We start from the raw sequence: 16421 nt of genomic DNA, 5'->3' as shown, positions 1-16421 counted from the left end.
GGAGATGGCCATGAGTAACAATAGTTCTGGCTTGCTTGGCATCAAAGATATCGTCTTTATGAATGTCATTGCCATTCTGAGTTTGCGACAAATACCGAATGTCGCTCCCTACGGCGCTTCAGCAATGCTGTTGTGGGTTATTGCCGCATTCTGTCTGTTCTTTCCGCTGGCGATGGTGTGTGGTGAACTCTCCACCGGTTGGCCGAAAGATGGTGGGATATTTGTCTGGATTAAAGAAGCGTTTGGTAAACGTATCGCGTGGATAGTCGTGGTGTGCTTCCTCTTTTCCTGCGTGTTATTTTTTCCTCTGATGCTGCAATTTGGTTTTACAGCGCTGGGCTACATGATTGGTGACGGTCTGGCTGAGAATAAAGCGTTTATTGGTGTTGGTTCAGCGGTTATTTTCTGGTTGCTGACATTAATGAATATACGCGGCATGGAGTGGACCAAAATTATCAACAGCGTCAGCGCCTGGTGTGGTGTGTTTATTCCTTCTGCGATTTTGATCATTTTGGCTATCGTATGGTTGGCCACCGGACATCCGATGCAAACCGATTACGCGACGGCGGCAAACTGGGTTCCTGACCTGAGTCATTGGGATACCATTGTCTTTCTTTCGAGCATGATGTTTGCTTTTGCTGGTCTGGAAGTTGCGCCGATGATTGCCGGACGCACGCGTAACCCGCAACGTGATTTCCCGCGAGCAATGGCAGTTTCTGCTGTTGTTATTGTGGGTATTTACATGGTGGGAACCTGGGCGTTGAACACGCTGCTGCCTGCGGGGAATACCGACATTGTTGCGGGCGTAATGCAGGCGATGCACGCCGCAGCGGATACGTTACACATGCCGTGGCTGATTCCGGTGATGGCATTTTGTATGTTTTTTGGTGCTCTGGGTCAGATTAACTCCTGGCTGGTGGGGCCTATCTACATGCTTCAGGAAGCCTCACGTGAGGATAATCTGTTAGGCGATAAAATCGCCCAGCTGCACCCGGTCTGGAAAACGCCAGCATTTGCGCTGATCGTGCAGGCAATTATTGTCACTGTTCTGTGCTTCTCAACCTTTATATCACCGAGCGTTGCTGCGGCGTACTGGATGTTGACCGCACTGACTACAATTACCTACTTCATTCCCTATCTGGTGATGTTCCCGGCATTCTGGCGCTTGCGTCAGACGCAACCGGATACGCCAAGAAGCTTTAAAATACCCGGAAAAGTCCTACCTGCCGTGTTGCCAGCGCTTGGATTTATCTCTATTGCCTTTGCCGTTGCTCTGCTGTTTATCCCGCCTTCACAAATTGATATGGGGGGATATTTCCAGTACGCAGGCAAGATCGTTGGTGGCGCATTGTTGGCCGTTATTGTTGCCGAAAGTATCTACTATCGGGCGCAGAAACGTAATGCTCGAATGAGCATGGCAGGAGGAAAATAAAATGTATATGCCCATCCTGGAAATTAATTTACGCAAGCTGGAAGAAAATGCCCGAACAGAAAAAGCGCTTTTAGCCAGCAGTGGAATTGAGGTCATGGCGGTCAATAAAGTTTTTGATGGATGTGTTGAAACTGCGCAGGCCGTATTTAATGGCGGCATTCAGGTGATTGCAGAATCAAGGACCTACAATCTGAAAAAAATCCGTGAAATCGGCTGTACTACCTGTTTACTCCGCAGTCCTTGCCTAAGTGAAATTGAAGACGTTATCCGCTATGCCGATATCAGTCTGAACAGTGAAGCCGTTATCCTGCGCGCTTTATCACAGGAAGCCCAACGCCAGGGGAAAACGCATCAGGTATTGCTGATGGTTGATATGGGGGATTTACGCGAAGGTATCTGGTTCACCGAGTATTCACAAATTCTCAGCACTATCCGGCTTATTCATGAATTGCCTTATCTTGAGCTGTATGGCCTGGGTACCAACTTCAATTGCTATGGTACCGTCCTGCCCACGGTAAAAAATGGTGAAGATTTTCTGGCACTGGCTGCGCGAGTAGAGCAGGACAGCGGTGTGCCAGTGCGCCGACTCTCTGCCGGTAATTGCACCAGCTACCATTTACTGGATAAAGGAACTTGGCCTCAGGGATTGAACCATTTACGGATCGGGGGGTTGCATGAGTTTGGCATTGAATATGTCGAGATGAAGTATCTGAACGAATTTCATCATTCTGCCAAACCGGTGGAAAAAGCGTGTTCTGATATGTATGTCCTTGAGGCGGAGATTATCGAGCTTAACAGTAAGCCGACAATACCCGTAGGAGAACTTGGCGTAGACGCTTTCCTGCAAACCAAAACCTTTGTTGATCATGGTGTTCGCAAGCGGGCTTTGCTGGCGTTTGGTCGTCAGGACGTACCTTCCGATAATTGTGTGCCCTGCGACGACAATATCACCATCCTTGGACAAACCAGCGACCATACGTTGGTAGATATTGAAGCATGCGAGCAGCCGTTGAAAGTGGGGGATGTCGTCCGTTTTGAACTTGACTACACGGGGCTTCTGATGGCCTGTCAGACGAAGGGCGTTGCCATGAGGTTTATTCAATAAGCCACTGCCGCCACGGTCATTTATCTGTGGCGGCGTCTATGACGTTATCCGGGACAGGGAGTGACCATGAGTACCCTGCAAGTGCTACCGCCCGCCGAGCCTGAAAATGGGTTACGACGAAACCTCAAAAAACGCCATTTGCTGATGATTTCTCTCGGTGGGACAATCGGCACCGGTTTATTTATCGGTATTGCCGAACCGCTCAATAGCGTCGGGCCCGCGGGAACATTACTGGCTTATCTGTTCGCTGGCGCGATTATGCTGGCAACCATGATGTGTCTTGGTGAGCTGTCCTGCGCGTTTCCCCATTCAGGCTCATTCCAGCATTATGCGTTGATGTTCCTGCCCAATCCTATCTGGAGCTATATCATTGGGTGGCTATATTGGCTGAGTTGGGTGTTTTCTCTGGCAGCAGATCTGACTGCTGCTGGTTTCATTGCCCATCAATTTTTCCCTGCTATACCTATCCACTTTTATTGCCTAATCATCCTTGTCGTACTCACGCTGATAAATTTATGCTCGGCGAAAAGTTTCGGTGAATGTGAATACTGGCTATCAGCGCTTAAGGTTTTTGCAATAGTGCTTTTCATTGTGGCAGGTGGCGTCATGATTTTCTCTCTCTCAGGAGATGCAAACTGGCATCCGACGCTGAAAAGTGATGGTTTGTGGTTTCCCAACGGATGGGAGCAAATTCTGGTTTGCATGACGATAGTCATCTATTCATTTCAGGGGGTGGAACTGGTAGGAAGCGCGGCAGGAGAAACGGAATCGCCGCACTCAGTGCTGCCGAAGGTTATTCAGGGCATTGGTCTGCGAATTATCCTGTTTTATGGTCTGGCGATTGCTGTTCTGGCGCTGGTTTATCCACATGGAAAAGTACCTGATGGAAATAGTCCCTTCGTCTGGGTATTCTCACATGTCGGTATTCCTGGGGCTGATGTTCTTATGCAGCTGGTCATTTTTTCCGCAGCTGTTTCAGCAGCGAACTCAGCAATCTATGCCAGTTCACGTATGCTATGGTCGATGGCGGGCTCCCGATTTGCCCCTGCACGATTTGGTAAATTAAGCGGTAGCGGCGTGCCGGTTAACGCTATTTTACTGACGGTGCTTTTAGCTCTGGTGTCGATGCTGACACGTTATATTCCCGCTCAGCAGTTTTATCTCTATTTAATTGCCAGTACCGGGCAAGTGGGTTGCCTTGCGTGGATAGTTATCGGTTGGTGTCAGTTCCGTTTTCGGCAGGCGGTAAATCGCGGAGTGTATCCCGCAAGTCTGGTCAGCTATCGATCACTATTGTTCCCGTGGTTGGCTTGGTTTGTCATCATCACTAATATCGCGATAATCATTGGTACCTGGTTTAGCGGGCAAGGTGGGCTGATTATGCTCATTGAGCTGGTATTGATGGGCATCATTGTTGTGTCATGGTTTTATTTAAAACCAACTGTATGATAAAAAGGCGTTCCCGACAGGCGGGAACGCCTCTGTTTTAAGTCTCGTCGACCCAAATCCGCATTTCGCCTTCGCCGCGGTTGGCCCAGCTAAACCACGGAATGAAGGTTAGCGTCTGCTTCTCAACCGCCGTCTGGCGATTATCAAAACTGTATAGTGGCTTGTCCTCCTGCGCTGTGAGCACGCGTAGCCCTTCCGCCTGCAACAGGAGCTTGCCCTTCAGTACGCCCACGCCCGGAATCTCACGGAACGCACTCGCTTTAGGCAGCGACAGATTATGCAGCTCGCTACCGTTATCGGCCTCCTCCAGACAGTACACCAGGGGCCCGCGCTGGATTGCCACTTTTCCCGCCGCATGGCGCACCAGCGGGTTGGCGTAGATGCGGCGAATGGTCATCGGCAGGTGCAGCGTAATCACGTCGCCTTCCTGCCACTGGCGGTGCAGATGCAGGTAGCCTTTGATGATGTCATCCTGTGCGGCCTCACCATTCACCAGCACCTTCGACGCTTCGCACCACTCCGGCAGGCGCAGCGCCAGGGTGTGCTCGACCGCCTGCGGATGCGTAAAGCGAATGTTTACTTCTTCATCCCACGGGTAGTTGCCCTCGATTTTGAGCGCCAGCGTCTGCTCGTTCACCGTGAACTGCGCTTCGCTACCGGCGTAGAAGTTGATAAACAGCGCATCGGGGCGTGGAGTGAAAATGTAGTGACCGATAGCAACCAGCGTGCGCGCAATATTCGGCGGGCAGCAGGCGCAGCCGAACCAGCGCTGACGAACCGGTTTGATGTGATCGTAGATATGGTTATGCGGAATGCTTTTCGGGTGCGTCTCCAGCGGGTTGACGTAGAAGAAATGCTTACCGTCCAGCGCCATCCCGCCGAGCACCGTATTGTAGAACGCGCGCTCCATCACGTCGGCGTAATGGGCGTCACCCTCCATTTCTAACATGCGGCGGGCGAACATCATCAGGCCAATCGAGGCGCAGCTTTCACCGTAGGCGGTGTCGTTCGGCAGGTCGTAGTCGCTGGTGAAGGCTTCGCCAATCCCTTGTGAACCAATGCCGCCGGTGATGTACATCCGGCGCTGCACCATATTGTCCCAGATACGCAGACAGGTCTGGCGCTTTTCTTCATCGTGCGTCATGCGCGCGATGTGCGCCAGCCCGGTCATCAGGTACACCGAACGTACGGCATGGCCGACCGCTTCGTGTTGTTCGGAAAGCGGTTTATGCGCATGGGTGTAGGATTTGTCTTTGATCATGCCCGGCCAGGCATCACCCCAGCCGACCCAGTGGCGAGTACCGCCGCGCTTTTCAAACTCAATATCGTAGTAGTATGGCTGCTGGCCGCGCTCTTCAACGAAGAAGCGGGCCAGCGCCTGATAGCGTGGCTCTTGGGTAACTTCATACAGACGCATCAACGCCAGTTCGATTTCCGGATGCCCCGGATAACCGCGCAACTGGTCGGGGTTGGGGCCGAAAACCGTGTCGATGTGATCGGCAAACCGACAGGAAATATCCAGCAGGCGGCGCTTGCCGGTGGCGTGGTAAAATGCCACTGCCGCTTCGAACAGATGCCCGGCGCAGTAAAGCTCGTGGCACTCCGCCACGTTGGTCCAGCGCAGCCCCGGCTCCTTTACAGTGTACCAGGTGTTCAGGTAGCCATCTTCACACTGTGCCTGTGCCAGTAGCTCAATCACCTCATCGGCGGTCTTTTCAAGCTGAGCGTCTGGCTTCTGGCTTAATGACCAGGCGACCGCTTCCAGCCATTTGGTGACATCGCTGTCCTGAAAAACCATGCCATAAAAATCACCCTGCTCAAGACCGGCGGCAATGCGGTAGTTCGCCAGCGCATGGCTCGGCTCCGCCTCAGGAAGATTGTCGTTCAGCGCTTCCCACTGATAAGGGATAACCACGTCGCGGATGAGGCGCTGATATTCTCCTAAAAACGGGTCGGTGATGGTGATTCGGTTCAGATCGGCTTCAATCACATCAGACTGCATCATGTTTACCTCAGGAAATGAGTGAATGGCGTTGGTGAAGGTCGGTAGAAATACGTTTCATCATTGGGCCGTTAAGGCGGCACTTCAGCAGGCACATGGCGAGCACAAAGTGGAACAGCGCCGGGACGAGGCTTTGCAACAGCGTAATGCCATGAATAGATGCTGGCGTCTGGTTCCCCAGTCCTGGCTGATAGGCCACCATAATCAGAATCAGACTGATAATGCCGCCGGAAGAAGCCCAGGAGAGCTTGATGAAAAAGAGGTTGAAGGCGAAGTTCATCCCGGAAGAGCGCACGCCGGTTTTCCATTCACCGTAGTCGTCAGCGAAGGCCATGATCGAGAAGTGCAGCGGCAGGGTGAAGCCTTGAATCACGCTGTTAATAGCAATGCAGACCAGCCATAACACCTGGTAGTGTGGGCCAACCGGAAGAAAGTACATGCCAATTCCAAACGCAACCAGCACCAGGTTGGTCCAGAAGTAAAGGCGTACCATATCGACGCGGCGTGAGAGCGGGTTGACTATTATGGCGCCGGCAATCCCGGAAACGGTCAGGATACCGAAGAACATCGACATGTACCCGGCACCGCCTTCAAGCGCGTAGGAGATAAAGTACATGTAGCCGCCGCCGCGAATGCACAAAATATTCACCAGCAGGAAGGACATGACCAGCATCATCAGCAGTTGATCGTTTTTGCGCAGCCCTGCCAGGTGCTCACGCAGCGTAAAATTCCCTGCCAGCGACAACGGTACGCGCTCTTTGACCCAGAAGAAGCACAGCAGAAACATCACCACGCCGATGGTACATAATACCGTTACGCCGTATTGGTAGCCCTTTGCCAGGTTGCCCTGACCAAAATATTCCACCATCCATGGCAGGCCTACCGCGACGAGGAAACCCGCAATGCCGCTTAACACGAAGCGCCAGGACTGACAGGACATCACCTGATCGTGGCGATTAGTTACAGCGTTAATCAGCGCGCAGTAAGGAACGTTGTTAGCGGTATAGCCGATGGAGAGCAGAAAGTAGGTACCGAAGGCCCAGGCAATTTTCGCATTTGGCCCCATATCCGGCACGGTAAAGGTCAGGATACCGATGACGCCGAGCGGTACTGCCGTCCACAGTTGCCACGGGCGAAAACGCCCCCAGCGGCTGCGGGTTCGGTCGGCAATCACGCCCATCACCGGGTCGGAAACGGCATCGAATATGCGCAGAACAAAAAACATCGCCCCCACAATGGCCGGGCTTAAACCAAAAACATCGGTATAGAAAAAAGCAAAAAGCCGCTTATCAAATCTGAGATGCAGTGCCCGCCGGCATCGCCTAATCCATAGCCTATCTTTTCGCGGGTAGAGAGCGTCTCTCCCGCGTCAACGGTCTGTACATCAGTATCCAGGTTATCAGCAATTGTCATAACCAATCCTCGAACAGGGGGATGATTTAAAGAGTCATTACGGCTTATCTCTGACAGTTTTTACTAAACAAGTAACGTTTGCGAGCATAGATCTGGCTTGGAGTGTTGGTATATGACGAGTTTCGTTCTCTGTGAAAATGATCTTGATTTTTACTAGAAAAATAATTTTAAAGGTGATCTTGATCACAGATGTGGGGCGAGATTGTGCGATTAGTGGTTCTTGTAGTGACTCTATGAGTAAATTACGTATTGTTAATCGCTCGCCGTGAGGGTGATATGCTTACGGCTAACAGAACCGGACATCGACAAAAGAACGCGTGACAGGTGTAAACAAACGGAATGGCGAAAAAAACCCGAATCAAAGACATTGCATCCGCATGCGGCGTTTCTATCGCTGCGGTTTCCCGGGCGCTGAAAGGGCAACCTGGTCTTGGCGAGGAGACGCGTCAGCGAATACTGGCGATTGCACAGGCGGAGGGTTACGATTTTGGCCGTTTGCGCAGCGGCCGTATTAAGCGCTTACTTTTTTTGCTGCATCGCGAACACAATATCGCCAGCGCGTTGCCTTTCTATTCCACGGTAATGCTCGGTGTGGCCGAATCTTGCCGGGAAAACGACATTGCGATGAGTTTCTTGCCTATCGGACCAGAAGATTCGGTGGTGGAGCTGATTAATCTGCACCAGCCCGATGCGCTTATCTGCGCCGGTTATCTGGAAGCGGAAATACTTGCTGAACTGCGCAAGCTGGCATTACCTGTGGCGCTGGTGGATCTGTGGGCCGCCGACTTTCCTTGCGTCAACCCGGATAATTTTCATGGCGGATTTATTGCTACACGGCATCTGCTTGAACAGGGACGCAAGCGCATTGCATTTCTTGGTCATTCGCAGCGTCATTACAGTATTCGCCAGCGTGTAGAAGGGTATCAGCAGGCACTTTTCGAAGCAGGACTCACGCTTCCTGAGGAATATCAGGTTGAAGCGCCGCCGGTCAAAAATATCGAGCAGGCGCTGGTTGATGGCTTGGACAAGCTGCTGGCGCTGCCCCAGCCGCCGGACGCGATTTTTGCCTATAACGATATTGCCGCTCTGGTGGCGATGCGGGTCTGCGCGCGCAAAGGAATCAGAGTACCGGAAGATATTGCCATTGTTGGATTCGATGATATTGATGCAGCGACCTGGGCACATCCGGCGTTAACCACCGTTGCGGTCGATAAGCATGAGCTTGGACAGGATGCGTTTCGTTTGCTGCTCAATGAGCAAGGGGAACGAAATCTGCTGTTGCCGGTTCGTCTGGTGGTTCGTGAAAGCTCGCTCAGTGCAGCGTCACATTCACAGTTGCGCCCGACGCCGTAATCCGGCAAAGTCTCGCCATTACGACGAAAAGGCTCTCACAGTGAAACGACTCATCATTGGTATTTCTGGCGCAAGCGGGGCAATTTACGGCGTGCGCCTGCTGCAGGTTTTGCGTGACGTTACCGATGTGGAAACCCATCTGGTGATGAGCGCCGCTGCCCGGCAGACGCTGGCGCTGGAAACGGACCTCTCTGTACGCGACGTGCAGGCGCTGGCGAATGTGAATCACGATACGCGCGATATCGCCGCCAGTATCTCCTCTGGCTCTTTTCAGACTGCCGGCATGGTTATTTTGCCGTGTTCAATCAAAACGCTTTCTGGCATCGTTCACAGCTACACCGATGGGCTGCTTACCCGTGCGGCAGACGTGGTGTTGAAAGAACGCCGCCCGCTGGTGTTGTGCGTGCGTGAAACGCCGCTGCATCTGGGACATTTGCGGCTAATGACGCAGGCTGCGGAAATTGGTGCGGTGATTATGCCGCCTGTTCCGGCTTTCTATCATCGACCTCAAACGCTAGATGATGTTATTAATCAAACAGTTAATCGTGTTCTCGATCAGTTTGATATCTCCCTTCCACAGGACCTGTTCACCCGCTGGCAAGGGGCGTAAGCCGTTCCATCAGCGTGCAAAGAAACATCCGTTGCCCTGTTTCAGGGCAATTTTGTAACCGCGATCATATCCTCAACATTTAATTCGTTAAAACTCAACGAAACGCTGCGGTTCAACCGCCAGACCTGCTATCTTCAAAATCAGGACATTATTGCAACGTTTTATTAACATATTTAACGTCGAATATCCTCATCGACGCGAAAATGGCATAAGACCTGCATGAAAAAGTCTGCAAACACACAACACAACGTAAAACATAATAAAATTACGCCACTTGAGGGTTATGTATGAAGAAGACGGTTCTTGCTTTGTCTTTGCTGGTAGGACTCTCCGCCACCGCGGCCAGCTACGCAGCACTTCCGCAGACGGTTCGTATTGGTACAGATACAACGTACGCACCTTTTTCCTCTAAAGATGCCAAGGGCGACTTTGTCGGCTTTGATATCGATCTGGGAAATGAGATGTGTAAGCGCATGCAGATTAAATGTACCTGGGTTGCCAGCGACTTTGATGCGCTGATCCCATCGCTGAAAGCGAAAAAAATTGATGCCATCATCTCCTCGCTTTCTATCACCGAGAAGCGACAGCAAGAGATTGCGTTCTCAGACAAACTTTATGCAGCAGACTCACGTCTGATCGCCGCGAAAGGTTCCCCAATTCAACCGACTCTGGACTCTCTCAAGGGTAAACACGTTGGCGTCCTGCAAGGTTCTACTCAGGAAGCCTATGCCAATGACAACTGGCGCAGCAAAGGCGTGGATGTGGTGGCCTATGCGAACCAGGACCTGATCTATTCTGACCTGACCGCAGGTCGTCTGGACGCGGCGTTGCAGGATGAAGTCGCGGCCAGCGAAGGTTTCCTGAAGCAACCAGCCGGTAAGGACTACGCCTTTGCCGGTCCTTCGGTAAAAGATAAAAAATACTTTGGCGACGGAACCGGGATTGGTTTGCGCAAAGATGATGTAGAGCTGAAAGCCGCTTTTGATAAAGCGCTGGGCGAACTGCGCAAAGATGGCACCTACGACAAAATGGCGAGCAAGTATTTTAACTTTAATGTCTACGGCGATTAATACACCGTAGCGGGGAATTGACTGCACCATTGCGGGTAACCATTACGGTGCATAATAAATTCAGTGCACTGTTTTGGTGCTTTTGTCGCTGATTTAATAAGCATGAGTGCATACTTAAGCGCTTTTCATGCAAATAAATACCGTCGGCAGGGTAGAATGCTTTGCCTTGTCGGCCTGATTAATGGCACGATAACTGCACCTGGTCCTGTAAAGATCCCCTATAAAAGACAGTCTGTTGAGGATAGTTATGAAAAAACTGGTGTTGTCTCTTTCTCTGGTCCTGGCTTTCTCCAGTGCTACCGCAGCATTTGCAGCCATTCCGCAAAAAATTCGTATCGGTACCGATCCTACTTATGCGCCGTTTGAATCGAAAAATGCGCAGGGTGAATTAGTCGGTTTTGATATCGATCTGGCCAAAGAGCTGTGCAAACGTATCAATACACAATGTACCTTCGTGGAAAACCCGCTGGACGCGCTGATCCCTTCGCTAAAAGCGAAGAAAATCGATGCGATTATGTCTTCGCTTTCCATCACTGAAAAACGTCAGCAGGAAATCGCTTTTACCGACAAACTTTATGCAGCGGACTCGCGTCTGGTTGTCGCTAAAGATTCTGCTATTCAGCCGACCATTGAGTCGCTGAAAGGCAAGCGTGTTGGCGTGCTGCAGGGCACCACTCAGGAAACGTTTGGCAACGAACATTGGGCGCCAAAAGGCATTGAAATTGTCTCCTATCAGGGGCAAGACAATATCTATTCTGACCTGACTGCCGGGCGTATTGACGCCGCATTCCAGGATGAAGTCGCGGCAAGCGAAGGCTTCCTGAAGCAGCCAGTTGGTAAAGATTATAAATTCGGCGGCCCGTCTGTGAAAGACGAGAAATTGTTTGGCGTGGGTACCGGTATGGGACTGCGCAAAGACGACAACGAACTGCGCGAAGCGCTGAATAAAGCCTTTGCCGAAATGCGAGCTGACGGTACTTACGAGAAGCTGGCGAAAAAGTACTTCGATTTTGATGTTTACGGCGGTTAATCACCGCAGGTGCTGATAAAGCCCGTAGATTTTTGACGCGTTGAATTTATGCCTGATGGCGCTGCGCTTATCAGGCCTACGTTGATTTTGTAGGCCGGATAAGGCAAAGCCGCCATCCGGCATTTAACGGTTAGTCTGAAATCAAAAGAGGCTTATTACTCCACCACACACGACAGGACAGGCAGCATGTTGTATGGCTTTTCAGGTGTTATTTTACAGGGCGCAATTGTTACGCTGGAGCTGGCACTCAGCTCGGTGGTACTGGCGGTTCTGATAGGCCTTGTCGGCGCGGCAGCAAAGCTGTCGCAAAGCCGGGCGCTGGCGCTTATATTCGAAGGGTACACAACGCTTATTCGCGGCGTGCCCGATCTGGTCTTAATGCTGCTCATCTTCTACGGATTACAAATCGCGCTGAATACTATTACCGATGCCATCGGTATCGGCCAGATTGATATCGATCCAATGGTCGCGGGTATCATTACGCTTGGGTTTATCTACGGCGCCTATTTTACCGAAACATTTCGTGGCGCATTTATGGCCGTGCCCAAAGGCCATATTGAAGCCGCGACGGCATTCGGTTTTACCAACTCACAAATATTTCGCCGCATAATGTTCCCGGCGATGATGCGCTATGCCTTACCGGGAATTGGCAACAACTGGCAGGTTATTCTTAAGGCCACGGCGCTGGTGTCGTTGCTTGGACTTGAAGACGTGGTGAAAGCCACTCAGCTTGCCGGGAAGAGTACCTGGGAGCCGTTCTATTTTGCCGTAGTGTGCGGGGTCATCTATCTGGTGTTTACCACTGTTTCTAATGGTGTGCTGCTGTACCTTGAGCGCCGCTATTCCGTGGGTGTGAAGAGGGCTGACCTGTGATTGAGATTATTCAGGAATACTGGAAGTCCCTGCTGTGGACCGACGGATATCGCTATACCGGCGTTGCTATTACCCTGTGGCTTCTTATTTCATCAGTGGTGATGGGCGGGATACTGGCGCTGTTTTTGGCAATTGGTCGTGTTTCCAGTAATAAATTTATCCAGTTTCCCATCTGGCTGTTCACCTATATTTTTCGTGGGACCCCACTGTATGTACAGCTGCTGGTGTTTTATTCCGGGATGTATACGCTGGAGATAGTTAAAGGCACGGATTTCCTCAATGCGTTTTTCCGCAGTGGGCTGAATTGCACAGTACTGGCGTTGACGCTGAATACCTGCGCCTATACTACGGAGATCTTCGCCGGGGCTATCCGTTCCGTGCCCCATGGTGAGATTGAGGCCGCGCGTGCCTACGGGTTCTCGTCGTTTAAACTGTATCGCTGCATTATTTTGCCTTCCGCGCTGCGTATTGCGCTGCCGGCTTACAGCAATGAAGTCATTTTAATGCTGCACTCCACGGCGCTGGCGTTTACTGCAACGGTGCCTGACTTGTTGAAAATCGCCCGCGATATCAACTCGGCAACCTATCAGCCGTTTACCGCTTTCGGTATTGCCGCGGTGCTGTATTTGATTATTTCGTATGTCCTGATCAGCCTGTTCCGTAAAGCGGAAAAACGCTGGTTGCAGCATGTATCCTCTAAATGATTCGAGTAACACGATGTCTGAAAATAAATTAAACGTTATCGATTTACATAAGCACTACGGCGAACATGAAGTGCTGAAAGGGGTATCGCTGCAAGCCAATGCGGGTGATGTTATCAGTATTATTGGCTCGTCTGGTTCCGGTAAAAGTACCTTCCTGCGCTGTATTAACTTTCTCGAGAAACCGAGCGCCGGGTCGATTGTCGTCAGTGGCCAGAATATTGGCCTGGTGCGCGACAAAGACGGTCAGCTCAAGGTTGCGGACAAAAATCAACTGCGCCTGCTGCGCACAAGACTGACGATGGTTTTTCAGCACTTTAATCTGTGGAGCCACATGACGGTGCTGGAAAACGTGATGGAAGCGCCGATCCAGGTGCTGGGGCTGAGCAAGCAGGAGGCCCGTGAACGTGCGGTGAAGTATCTGGCTAAAGTGGGTATTGATGAGCGTGCACAGGGCAAGTATCCGGTGCACCTGTCCGGTGGCCAGCAGCAGCGTGTCTCTATTGCCCGAGCGCTGGCGATGGAACCGGAAGTGTTGCTGTTTGATGAGCCTACGTCGGCGCTTGACCCAGAGCTTGTGGGTGAAGTGCTGCGCATTATGCAACAGTTGGCGGAAGAGGGTAAAACCATGGTGGTCGTGACCCACGAAATGGGATTCGCTCGTCATGTCTCCACACATGTGATTTTCCTGCATCAGGGGAAAATTGAAGAAGAGGGCGACCCGGAGCAGGTATTCGGTAATCCGCAAAGCCCGCGTTTGCAGCAGTTTCTCAAAGGTTCGTTGAAGTAAGTCACCCGCCCGGAGGCGCGACGCTTTCCGGGCTTACAATTTTAGCACGTCGTGCTCCAGCCGGAACACCCAGTCATCGTAGGCGATACCGTCTATCTCATACGCCTTTTCCAGTACCTGCGTACGTACAAATCCCGTTTTTTCCAGAATACGTATTGAGCCCTTGTTATCCGCCAGTGCGTATGCGTTTATCGCCTTCACACCGGCATGCTCGAAGGCGTACTGACACACCGCGAGGACGGCTTCGCTGGCAATTCCTTTCCCCTGAGCCTGCGGTAAGATGGCGTAGCCGAGGTCGGCCTCGTGCGGGTATAAATGACTGATTTGCAGACCAATGTCGCCAAGCGGGGTGGGGTTGTTATGCTCGCGGATGACGAACGTATGCTGGGCGGCCAGGCGTCTGGCGAATAACAGACGCGTGTCTTTCGCCGGGGCGATGTCGCCCATATAACGCATGACTTCAGGACATTCACGGAGTTTCTGGAAAAATGACCAGTCAGAAAATTGAAATAAAGAGAGGGTAAGTCGGGGAGTCGATATTATCGCCATAACGTCGCCATTGCGGAAATCTGGTCTATAACCTTACCACCACAACGGCGACTGTGAATAGCGCTTAGGGGTTATCGGATGACATCCGCCAGCGCTTCTTCTAAATCGTACCAGCGAAACGCAAAACCGGACGCTTCCAGGCGTTTTGGCAACGCCCGCTGCCCGCCGAGGACCAGCACCGAAGACTCGCCCATCAGTAGACGCATTACGCTGGCGGGAACGCGCAGAATCGCAGGGCGGTTCAGAGCGTGGCCCAACGCGTGAGCAAACTGTTCATTGTGAACCGGATAGGGTGAAACCATATTGAAGGGGCCGCGCAGATCGTTATCCAGCAGCCAAATAATTCCGTTGACCATATCATCAACATGGATCCAGGCCATATACTGGCGTCCGTTGCCAATGGGTCCACCTAAGCCAAGACGAAACGGCGGGACCATTTTTGCCAGAATACCGCCAGCAGAGGCCAGCACCACGCCGGTACGCAGCATACACACCCGGGTTTTGTCGCTTTGCGCAGTGCTGGCAATTTGCTCCCAGCGGGCGCACAGCTTGTGGGTAAATTCGTTATGCGGCGGTTCTTCTTCCGTAACCACAACTTCGCCCAAATCGCCGTAGTAACCGGTAGCGGAACCGGAAATGAGCACCGCGGGCGGCGTCTCGCTGGCATTGATTAAATCGACCAGCTTCTGCGTTATGCCCCAGCGACTTTGGCACAGGCGTTCCTTTTGCTGTGCGCTCCAGCGCTTATCTGCAATTGGCTCTCCGGCAAGGTTAATCACGGCATCAATATCATTGAGGTTTTGCCGCTCTGCCAGACCTTTGGACAGCGTGACCCGGGAGTCGAGAATCTGACGCGCCTTATCAGGGGAACGAGTCACTACGGTTATCTGATGCCCCAGTTCCAGCAGGCGGGGGATCAGATGACGTCCAATCAGGCCAGTACCGCCGGTAATCAGAATCTGCATGTCGCCTCCCGGGTTACGTTTTAGCGCTGCCAGCTCAGCGACATAGAAACTGAGTCGGCGTAACGCAATGCGTGAAGTTTATCTATCTCCACTTCAGCATAAGTGACCCAGTGATGTTCGCGTGCGATATCGAGCACATCTTGAGTTAATTTTTCTAACAATGAGAAGCGGTTACCCTCCACGTGGGCAATGATGCTTTTAGTAATAGTGCGGTAATTCAGCGCGTCGTTGATATCTTCGCTGGTTCGAGCTTTGTCTGCCGGATAGTGAATGGCAATGTTGATGACGATATCCTGGCGGTTAAGGATCTCCTCTTCTTTAATGCCGATAAAGGTGCGCAGACGAAGGTTTTTTATACGAATAATAGCGTCAGGTTGTGACATTGCAGGTTTCCTCCATGTATGAACCTCTGCATGATACACGAGAACCGAATTGCGTCACCGCTTCTCACTCTGTGCTTGCTGCATGGCGCGTTCGGTTGCGGGACGGGTACGGATACGCTCATGCCAGTTATTGACCGCCGGGTAGTTGTCGAGGTCGATGCGCTGACGCTGATGGGCGTGGATCCACGGCCAGCAGGCAATATCGGCAATGCTGTAGTGATCGCCTCCCAGCCAGGGTGACGTTTCCAGGCGTTTATTCATCACGTTATACAGGCGCTGGGTTTCAACCTGGTATCTTTCGATAGCATAGGGAATCGTTTGTGGCGCGTAGTGGCTGAAATGATGATTCTGACCCAGCATAGGACCCAAGCCGCTGACCTGCCAGAACAGCCACTGAAGCGTGATGTGGCGCTCACGCAACTCACCGCTCAGCAGCTTACCGCTCTTCTCCGCCAGGTAGAGTAAAATTTCACCGGACTCAAACAGGCTGATGGGTCTTCCTCCGTCCGCCGGGGCGCTATCGATAATGGCTGGGATTTTATTGTTCGGCGAGATCAGCAGAAAATCAGGGCGAAACTGGCTGCCTTTGCTGATATCGACATGAATCAAACGGTATTGCAGCTGCGCCTCTTCAAGAAACAGCGTGATTTTGTGACCGTTTGGCGATGGCGTGTAATAGAGATCGATCATTTTCAG

The 16421-nt window shown here is 51.8% G+C and carries 15 protein-coding genes and 1 pseudogene; 10 read left to right on the top strand and 6 right to left on the bottom strand.

Features of this window, described 5'->3' with window-relative positions:
- The first annotated feature begins 10 nt into the window (after positions 1-10).
- From E1B03_RS18515 to E1B03_RS18505, 3 genes are all read left to right on the top strand, one after another.
- Positions 11-1432: an APC family permease gene (locus E1B03_RS18515; protein ID WP_103770345.1), complete on the top strand. Its 1422-nt coding sequence runs from the start codon at positions 11-13 to the stop codon at positions 1430-1432.
- 1 nt (position 1433) lies between these two features.
- Complete coding sequence (locus E1B03_RS18510; protein WP_103770346.1) at positions 1434-2537, top strand: alanine/ornithine racemase family PLP-dependent enzyme; 1104 nt, start codon at positions 1434-1436, stop codon at positions 2535-2537.
- 66 nt (positions 2538-2603) lie between these two features.
- A complete protein-coding gene (locus E1B03_RS18505) occupies positions 2604-3986 on the top strand; it encodes an amino acid permease (protein ID WP_103770347.1) in 1383 nt (460 codons plus the stop codon).
- 37 nt (positions 3987-4023) lie between these two features.
- On the opposite strand, the gene E1B03_RS18500 is transcribed toward E1B03_RS18505, so the two are convergent.
- Both E1B03_RS18500 and E1B03_RS18495 read right to left on the bottom strand, forming a co-directional pair.
- The gene (locus E1B03_RS18500) at positions 4024-5991 is read right to left on the bottom strand and encodes a glycoside hydrolase family 127 protein (RefSeq protein ID WP_133086714.1); all 1968 of its coding nucleotides are present in this window, start codon (positions 5989-5991) and stop codon (positions 4024-4026) included.
- 7 nt (positions 5992-5998) lie between these two features.
- A pseudogene (locus E1B03_RS18495) lies at positions 5999-7401 on the bottom strand (MFS transporter).
- 339 nt (positions 7402-7740) lie between these two features.
- On the opposite strand from E1B03_RS18495, the gene E1B03_RS18490 reads away from it, so the two are divergent.
- The 7 genes from E1B03_RS18490 (at position 7741) to hisP (ending at position 13828) form a co-directional block, all read left to right on the top strand.
- Complete coding sequence (locus E1B03_RS18490; RefSeq protein ID WP_103770350.1) at positions 7741-8754, top strand: LacI family DNA-binding transcriptional regulator; 1014 nt, start codon at positions 7741-7743, stop codon at positions 8752-8754.
- A gap of 40 nt (positions 8755-8794) precedes the next feature.
- The gene (locus tag E1B03_RS18485) at positions 8795-9364 is read left to right on the top strand and encodes a UbiX family flavin prenyltransferase (protein WP_006683633.1); all 570 of its coding nucleotides are present in this window, start codon (positions 8795-8797) and stop codon (positions 9362-9364) included.
- A 287-nt stretch (positions 9365-9651) separates the two neighbouring features.
- Positions 9652-10434, top strand: a complete 783-nt coding sequence (gene argT, locus E1B03_RS18480; protein WP_103770351.1) for a lysine/arginine/ornithine ABC transporter substrate-binding protein ArgT — start codon at positions 9652-9654, stop codon at positions 10432-10434.
- Positions 10435-10681: 247 nt separating this feature from the next.
- Complete coding sequence (gene hisJ, locus E1B03_RS18475; RefSeq protein WP_003028120.1) at positions 10682-11464, top strand: histidine ABC transporter substrate-binding protein HisJ; 783 nt, start codon at positions 10682-10684, stop codon at positions 11462-11464.
- Between the two features lie 186 nt (positions 11465-11650).
- Positions 11651-12337 (top strand): histidine ABC transporter permease HisQ, encoded by a 687-nt coding sequence (locus tag E1B03_RS18470; protein WP_133086713.1) that lies wholly within the window; start codon positions 11651-11653, stop codon positions 12335-12337.
- Positions 12334-13041 (top strand): histidine ABC transporter permease HisM, encoded by a 708-nt coding sequence (gene hisM / locus E1B03_RS18465; RefSeq protein ID WP_003028116.1) that lies wholly within the window; start codon positions 12334-12336, stop codon positions 13039-13041. The genes E1B03_RS18470 and hisM overlap by 4 nt, the downstream gene beginning before the upstream one ends.
- Before the next feature lie 13 nt (positions 13042-13054).
- Positions 13055-13828: a histidine ABC transporter ATP-binding protein HisP gene (hisP, locus tag E1B03_RS18460; RefSeq protein ID WP_043017062.1), complete on the top strand. Its 774-nt coding sequence runs from the start codon at positions 13055-13057 to the stop codon at positions 13826-13828.
- A 33-nt stretch (positions 13829-13861) separates the two neighbouring features.
- On the opposite strand, the gene E1B03_RS18455 is transcribed toward hisP, so the two are convergent.
- From E1B03_RS18455 to yfcG, 4 genes are all read right to left on the bottom strand, one after another.
- Positions 13862-14377 carry a GNAT family N-acetyltransferase gene (locus E1B03_RS18455; protein WP_133086712.1) on the bottom strand — a complete coding sequence of 172 codons (516 nt, stop codon included), beginning with the start codon at positions 14375-14377 and terminating at the stop codon, positions 13862-13864.
- A 71-nt stretch (positions 14378-14448) separates the two neighbouring features.
- Positions 14449-15342 (bottom strand): TIGR01777 family oxidoreductase, encoded by an 894-nt coding sequence (locus E1B03_RS18450; protein ID WP_103770355.1) that lies wholly within the window; start codon positions 15340-15342, stop codon positions 14449-14451.
- Between the two features lie 20 nt (positions 15343-15362).
- The gene (gene folX, locus E1B03_RS18445) at positions 15363-15725 is read right to left on the bottom strand and encodes a dihydroneopterin triphosphate 2'-epimerase (RefSeq protein WP_103770356.1); all 363 of its coding nucleotides are present in this window, start codon (positions 15723-15725) and stop codon (positions 15363-15365) included.
- A 54-nt stretch (positions 15726-15779) separates the two neighbouring features.
- Positions 15780-16415: a GSH-dependent disulfide bond oxidoreductase gene (gene yfcG, locus E1B03_RS18440; protein ID WP_103770559.1), complete on the bottom strand. Its 636-nt coding sequence runs from the start codon at positions 16413-16415 to the stop codon at positions 15780-15782.
- Positions 16416-16421: the final 6 nt, after the last annotated feature.

Origin of the sequence: Citrobacter arsenatis, from assembly GCF_004353845.1 — a bacterium.
Classification (GTDB): Bacteria; Pseudomonadota; Gammaproteobacteria; order Enterobacterales; family Enterobacteriaceae; genus Citrobacter; species Citrobacter arsenatis.
Note: the sequence above shows the minus strand (reverse complement) of the source record. Positions and strands in the feature narration are given on the sequence as shown.

What these genes read in the sequence shown, in the direction of transcription:
- E1B03_RS18505 (WP_103770347.1), top strand. Translation starts at nt 2,604, where the DNA reads ATGAGTACCCTGCAAGTGCTACCGCCCGCCGAGCCTGAAAATGGGTTA.
- folX (WP_103770356.1), bottom strand. Translation starts at nt 15,725, where the DNA reads ATGTCACAACCTGACGCTATTATTCGTATAAAAAACCTTCGTCTGCGC.
- E1B03_RS18490 (WP_103770350.1), top strand. Translation starts at nt 7,741, where the DNA reads ATGGCGAAAAAAACCCGAATCAAAGACATTGCATCCGCATGCGGCGTT.
- E1B03_RS18500 (WP_133086714.1), bottom strand. Translation starts at nt 5,991, where the DNA reads ATGATGCAGTCTGATGTGATTGAAGCCGATCTGAACCGAATCACCATC.
- hisP (WP_043017062.1), top strand. Translation starts at nt 13,055, where the DNA reads ATGTCTGAAAATAAATTAAACGTTATCGATTTACATAAGCACTACGGC.
- hisJ (WP_003028120.1), top strand. Translation starts at nt 10,682, where the DNA reads ATGAAAAAACTGGTGTTGTCTCTTTCTCTGGTCCTGGCTTTCTCCAGT.
- yfcG (WP_103770559.1), bottom strand. Translation starts at nt 16,415, where the DNA reads ATGATCGATCTCTATTACACGCCATCGCCAAACGGTCACAAAATCACG.
- E1B03_RS18510 (WP_103770346.1), top strand. Translation starts at nt 1,434, where the DNA reads ATGTATATGCCCATCCTGGAAATTAATTTACGCAAGCTGGAAGAAAAT.
- argT (WP_103770351.1), top strand. Translation starts at nt 9,652, where the DNA reads ATGAAGAAGACGGTTCTTGCTTTGTCTTTGCTGGTAGGACTCTCCGCC.
- E1B03_RS18515 (WP_103770345.1), top strand. Translation starts at nt 11, where the DNA reads ATGAGTAACAATAGTTCTGGCTTGCTTGGCATCAAAGATATCGTCTTT.
- E1B03_RS18450 (WP_103770355.1), bottom strand. Translation starts at nt 15,342, where the DNA reads ATGCAGATTCTGATTACCGGCGGTACTGGCCTGATTGGACGTCATCTG.
- E1B03_RS18470 (WP_133086713.1), top strand. Translation starts at nt 11,651, where the DNA reads ATGTTGTATGGCTTTTCAGGTGTTATTTTACAGGGCGCAATTGTTACG.
- E1B03_RS18455 (WP_133086712.1), bottom strand. Translation starts at nt 14,377, where the DNA reads ATGGCGATAATATCGACTCCCCGACTTACCCTCTCTTTATTTCAATTT.